5 protein-coding genes are annotated in these 6,127 nt (G+C 42.9%); all 5 read left to right on the top strand.

Features of this window, described 5'->3' with window-relative positions:
• Positions 1-305: 305 nt before the first annotated feature.
• Positions 306-899, top strand: coding sequence for a MarC family protein (locus QVD32_RS12415; RefSeq protein ID WP_008861129.1), 594 nt, complete (start codon positions 306-308; stop codon positions 897-899).
• Positions 900-955: 56 nt separating this feature from the next.
• The gene (locus QVD32_RS12410; RefSeq protein ID WP_195242105.1) at positions 956-1,102 is read left to right on the top strand and encodes a hypothetical protein; all 147 of its coding nucleotides are present in this window, start codon (positions 956-958) and stop codon (positions 1,100-1,102) included.
• Positions 1,103-1,383: 281 nt separating this feature from the next.
• Positions 1,384-3,330 (top strand): glycogen debranching enzyme N-terminal domain-containing protein, encoded by a 1,947-nt coding sequence (locus QVD32_RS12405; protein ID WP_008861126.1) that lies wholly within the window; start codon positions 1,384-1,386, stop codon positions 3,328-3,330.
• Positions 3,331-3,346: 16 nt separating this feature from the next.
• The gene (locus tag QVD32_RS12400) at positions 3,347-4,615 is read left to right on the top strand and encodes a glycosyltransferase family 4 protein (RefSeq protein ID WP_021891903.1); all 1,269 of its coding nucleotides are present in this window, start codon (positions 3,347-3,349) and stop codon (positions 4,613-4,615) included.
• Positions 4,616-4,634: 19 nt separating this feature from the next.
• Positions 4,635-6,011, top strand: a complete 1,377-nt coding sequence (locus QVD32_RS12395) for a glycoside hydrolase family 57 protein (RefSeq protein ID WP_008861124.1) — start codon at positions 4,635-4,637, stop codon at positions 6,009-6,011.
• Positions 6,012-6,127: the final 116 nt, after the last annotated feature.

The following is a 6,127-nucleotide window of genomic DNA, read 5'->3' as shown; positions in this document are numbered from 1 at the left end:
AAAATGAAATTTCATTTTCTCGATTAATTCCGAAATTTTATTTCGGCTGACTCCTTGAAAAATAGGGAGCTGTAATAAAACATCATACATGCTGTCCATACGCTATACGATTAGATTCTTCAAATCTAACAAAATTTTTTTACTATGTTTCGTTATAAAAGCTAAAACATCTTCTTTGTTTAGAAACTATTCATTTCTTTTTTTTTCATTAACTTTGTACCGGATAAGATAGAAATCGTGTAAATGTGAGTGTATATAGACTCTTGTATTTACCTTGTCGTCGTACACCTTAAACTATGTAGAATATGGAAATAATATCGTTTCGTTTTCAGGATTTCCTGAGTGCTTTTATTATTTTGTTTGCTGTAATCGATATAACGGGGCTTACTCCTATTATTATCGATATGAAGCAGAAGGGACAAAATATTATCGCTTGGAAAGCGGCAGTCTATTCGTTGGTTACATTCCTCGCCTTTCTGTTTATGGGGAATATGATACTCAATCTGTTTCAAGTCGATATTTCTTCGTTTGCCATTGCCGGCGCGCTGGTTATCTTCGTGATGGCCATAGAGATGTTGCTCGGGGTGGAGATTTTCAGGAATGACGGGCCCGAGGGTGCGGCATCGATCGTACCGATCGTTTTCCCTTTGATTGCCGGCGCCGGCTCTTTTACTACTCTGTTGTCGTTGAGGGCTCTGTATGGGTTAGGTAGTATTCTGGCCGCTTTGTTCTTGAATATTCTTGTTATTTATGTTGTTATTCGCAATGTCCATATTTTGGAGCGTGCTTTGGGGAAAACGGGGGTTTATGTATTGCGCAAGTTCTTCGGTATTATTTTATTGGCACTTTCGGTTCGCATGTTTTTGCAGAATCTTTCCATTGCTCTCGAATCATTCTGATGCATACCGATTATATATTTGAAAAGAGGGGTGGCGATTTCGTCACCCCTCTTTTTATGAGATATGTAGATGGAATAGCCGGGCATATCGTTTCGATTATCGATCCGACAGAAGAAATTACAGTCGTGGATATGTCGAGACTGGTAGCCGGTGTTTATTTGGTGAGGACGGGAGATAAAGTCGTACGTTTGGTAAAACTATAAATAATTAGTCGTTATGAAAAAGGTTCCGATGAAAATCGGAACCTTTTTTGTTTTAGAACGGTTATAAGGTGTTGATATATTGTCGATTGTAACTATATGTTTAAGAACATACCATTTTCGCTGTCAAAATGTTTGCATTTTATTTTCTGTTATGTTAAATTCGTAACAATATTAATAGCTTATTTCAAATTCTTTGAAAACTTGTAGTTTGTGAACATTTATGATTATAAGTTCGTTCGGGAATTTTTAGAAAGGAATAAGAGAAATTTGATTGTAGAGATATGAGTTATCTGAAATTTGACAAGAATCTGATGATAAATCTCGAATGGTCTTTGCCGAAAGAGATGTTGCGGACCAATAAGTCGGGGGCCTATCATTGTACGACAATCGTTGATTGCAATACTCGAAAACAGCATGGGTTGTTGGTTATCCCGATACCCGAGTTGGACAAGGATAATCACGTGATGCTGTCGTCTTTGGACGAAACCGTGATACAGCATGGAGCGGCCTTTAACTTGGGGTTGCATAAATATCGAGGCGATTGTTTCAGTCCTAACGGACACAAATACATTCGGGAGTTTAATTGCGAATCTGTCCCGCAAACGATGTATCGCGTGGGCGGGGTAATTATGACCAAAGAGAAAGTGTTTATTTCACATGAAAACCGTATATTGATCAAATATACTCTTGTCGATGCTCATTCTCCTACGGTGTTACAGTTTCGTCCGTTTCTGGCGTTTCGTAATGCCAACGAGCTGTGTGTCGAGAATTACGTACTCGACCAACGTTACGAGGAGGTGGCGAACGGAATAAGTTGTTGTCTGTATCAGGGGTATCCCCGGTTGTATATGCAATTTAATAAGGCTCCTCAGTTTATATTCGATCCCCATTGGTATAAAGGTATAGAATATATCAAAGATCAAGAACGCGGCTATCCTTATCAGGAAGATTTATATGTGCCGGGGTATTTCGAGCTCCCGATAAAAAAGGGCGAGAGTATTATTTTCTCGGCCGGTACGATAGAAGCGAAACCGCGTTCGTTCGCCCGTACTTACAATGAAGAACTCGCCAACCGTCACATGTGTCGGTCCAGTTTCTTCAATTGCTTGAAAAATTCGGCTCAGCAGTTTTATTTCAAAACAAAAAGAGGTCACTATTTATTAGCCGGTTATCCGTGGTTTGGGGTAAGGGCTCGCGACCAGTTCATCGCTTTGCCGGGATGTACGTTGGCTGTCGGAGACGACAAGACTTTTGAAGATGTGATGCATTCGTCGGAAAAAGCGTTACGTCACTTTATGTCGAGCGGAGAGCTCGATGAAAATATCGGAGAAATAGATTTGCCGGATATTCCTTTGTGGGCGTTATGGACTGTGTATCATTATGCCAAAGAGAAAGGTATGGAGATTTGCCGACAGAAATATGGGAAGTTTGTTTGCGATATTTTGGATTATATCGTGAAAGGTGGGCATCCCAACCTGTTCTTGCACGATAACGGATTGCTTTATTCCAATGGAAAGGAACGGGTAATTTCATGGATGAACGCGGTTGTCGACGGACGTCCCGTGAATCCGAGAAGCGGCTATTTGGTCGAATTTAACGGACTATGGTATAACGGATTGAGGTTTGCCGCCGCACTCTTTGCCGAAGACAAAGAGATGGCATCGAAAGTCGAGCAGTGGAACGCTATCGCCGATAAGACGGCAGAGTCGTTCGTACATACCTTCTTGAACGATTATGGTTATCTGGTAGACTATGTGGACGGTGCGATGTCCGATTGGAGTGTACGTCCCAATATGTTGATAGCTCTGTCGCTCGATTATTCTCCGTTGGACAAACGGCAGAGGAAACGTGCATTGGAAGTGGTTACACGGGAATTGCTGACCCCCAAAGGTATCCGCACTCTGAGTCCTAAGAGCTATGGCTACAATCCTACTTATGTAGGGTCGCAGACCGAACGCGAATATGCTTATCATCAAGGACCTGCTCGCCCGTGGTTGATGGGAGCGTATGCCGATGCCTATTTGAAGATATTCGGTATTAGCGGGGTATCGTTTTTGGAACGTATGCTGATAGGGTTTGAAGATGAAATGTCTCAGACTTGCATTGGCTCTATCTCCGAGCTGTTCGACGGGAATCCACCTTTCGCAGGCCGGGGAGCTATCAGCTATGCCGCCAATGTCGGTGAAATATTGAGAGTATTGAATTTATTGAAAAAGTATAACATGTAAAGCCTGATTCCTATCTATGAAAGCGCTTATGTTCGGTTGGGAGTTTCCTCCTCATATCTTGGGAGGTTTGGGTACGGCCAGTTATGGGCTGACCAAAGGCATGGCAGAGTGTGGCGATATAGACATCACATTTGTCATACCTAAACCATACGGAGACGAGGATAAAACTTTTGCCCATATTATCGGAGCTGCGAATACACCTGTCGCATGGAGAGATGTAAGTTGGGATTATGTACAGCAGCGTTATGGCTATTGTATGGATCCCCAAGAATATTTCGATCTTCGCAGCCATATTTATGCGGATTTTAATTATCTGAAAACCAATGATCTGGGGTGTATCGAATTTTCGGGACGTTACCCCGATAATCTGATGGAGGAGATAAATAATTACTCGATTGTAGCCGGGGTGATTGCTCGTACGGTTCAGTTCGATGTCATTCATTCCCACGATTGGCTCACCTATCCGGCCGGTATTCATGCCAAGCAAGTGAGCGGTAAACCGCTGGTTATTCACGTGCATGCGACCGATTTCGACCGAAGCCGGGGTAATGTAAATCCTACGGTGTATAATATCGAACGGGACGGTATGTTGCATGCCGACCATATTATTACGGTAAGTAATCTGACTCGTCAGACGGTTATCGAAAAGTATCATATCGATCCGGCGAAGGTGACGACCGTGCACAATGCCGTAGAGCCTTTGAGCGACGAGATTAAATCGATAGAAGTTCCTCACAGTCCGAAAGAAAAGGTGGTTACTTTCTTGGGACGCATTACCATGCAAAAAGGCCCTGAGTATTTTGTGGAGGCTGCGGCGCGGGTGTTGAAGAAGACCAATAGGGTGAGGTTCGTCATGGCCGGGAGCGGAGATATGATGGATAAGATGATTCTCTTGTCGGCTCAGCGTAATATATCCGACCGTTTCCATTTTACCGGATTTTTGAGGGGAAAGCAGGTTTATGAAATGTTGAAGGCCAGCGATGTGTATGTGATGCCTTCGGTTTCGGAACCATTCGGTATTTCTCCGCTTGAAGCCATGCAAGTGGGTGTGCCTTCGATTATTTCGAAGCAGTCGGGGTGTGCCGAGATTTTGACCAATGTCATTAAGACCGACTATTGGGATATCGATGCTATGGCCGATGCCATTTATTCTATAATCACTTATCCTGCTATCTATAAGCAACTGCGCGAAGAAGGAGAGCGGGAGGTGAACGAAATCAAATGGAAATATGCCGGACAGAAAGTAATCGATATTTACCACAAGGTAATGCACAATAATAACTAATGAAAAAACTCGACCTTATATGAAAACTATTTGTTTCTATTTTCAAATTCATCAACCGTTTCGATTGAAACGATACCGTTTCTTCGATATAGGTAACGATCACTATTACTATGATGATTTTGCCAATGACGATATTATCACTCGCATAGCTCAGCGTTCTTACCTCCCGGCAAATGCGACATTACTTGAAATGATTAAAAATGCCAATGGTAAGTTCAAGGTGGCTTTTTCCATATCGGGGGTGGCTTTGGAGCAACTCGAAGTTTGTGTGCCTGAATTTATCGACAGCATGAAAGAATTGGTCAAGACCGATTGTGTGGAGTTCTTGTCCGAAACTTATGCGCACTCGTTGGCATCGTTGTGCGATCCGGAGGAGTTCAAGATGCAGGTGAGACAACACGACGAGAAGATAGAGCAGCTTTTCGGCGTGAAGCCCAAAGTGTTCAGAAATACCGAGTTGATATTTTCCGATGACATAGCCTCTATGATAGCTTCGATGGGATTCAAAGGCGTTATTACAGAGGGCGCGAAGCATATTTTGGGTTGGAAGAGCCCGAATTATTTGTATAGTTCGGCAGCTGCTCCCAAGCTGAAAATGTTGTTGAAAAATTACAAAATGAGTGATGATATTTCATTCCGTTTCTCTAATTACGAATGGAGCGATTATCCTTTAACGGCAGAGAAGTTTATTTCGTGGGTAAAGAATTATCCCGAAGAAGAACCTATCGTCAATCTTTTCATGAATTACGAAACATTGGGCGAACTGCAACCTCGCGAATCGGGTATTTTCGAGTTTATGAAAGCCCTTCCTCGTTTTGCCGAACAAGAGGGTGTCGGGTTCTGCACGCCGACCGAGGCGATCAGTAAATTGAAACCGGTCGATATGCTGTCGGTTCCTTATCCGATGTCGTGGGCCGACGAGGCACGGGACACCAGTGCATGGTTGGGAAACACGTTGCAGAACGAAGCGTTCCGCAAGCTCTATTCGGTTGCCGAGCGCGTCCGCTTGTGTGACGACCGTCGTCTGAAACAAGATTGGTATTATTTGCAAGCCAGCGACCACTTCTATTATATGTGTACGAAGTATTTGTCCGACGGAGCTGTGCATAGCCATTACAGCCCTTACGATAGTCCGTATGAGGCTTTTACCAATTACATGAATGTGCTCAGCGATTTTATCGTACGGGTGGAAGCGCAATATCCCGAATCGATAGAAAACGAAGAGTTGAATGCTTTATTGACGACGATTCGGAATCAGTCGGCCGAAATAGAGATGTTGCAAAAGGAGCTGAAATCGGCTCGGATTGAGCGACACTCTAAACGAGCGGAAGCAAAAAAAGCGAAGGAGGCAAAGGCTGCTGAAAGTTCAAAGAAAGTCGTTTCTAAGAAAGATTGAGTGGAAATTTGTATATATCGAACCTTTTTTTGATAGAGAGTACGGGTGTTATATCTTAAAGAGATGTTTTTTATATATAATTAGAATAAACCATTTCGAATATACAGATTTATATC

It is taken from the genome of Barnesiella sp. (assembly GCF_022723415.1).
Lineage (GTDB): Bacteria > Bacteroidota > Bacteroidia > Bacteroidales > Barnesiellaceae > Barnesiella > Barnesiella intestinihominis.
This window is presented reverse-complemented; position numbering and strand designations above follow the sequence as displayed.

Bases quoted from the DNA above. Each gene is read 5' to 3' on its own strand.
- QVD32_RS12415 (WP_008861129.1), top strand. From the start codon at position 306: ATGGAAATAATATCGTTTCGTTTTCAGGATTTCCTGAGTGCTTTTATT.
- QVD32_RS12410 (WP_195242105.1), top strand. From the start codon at position 956: ATGAGATATGTAGATGGAATAGCCGGGCATATCGTTTCGATTATCGAT.
- QVD32_RS12405 (WP_008861126.1), top strand. From the start codon at position 1,384: ATGAGTTATCTGAAATTTGACAAGAATCTGATGATAAATCTCGAATGG.
- QVD32_RS12400 (WP_021891903.1), top strand. From the start codon at position 3,347: ATGAAAGCGCTTATGTTCGGTTGGGAGTTTCCTCCTCATATCTTGGGA.
- QVD32_RS12395 (WP_008861124.1), top strand. From the start codon at position 4,635: ATGAAAACTATTTGTTTCTATTTTCAAATTCATCAACCGTTTCGATTG.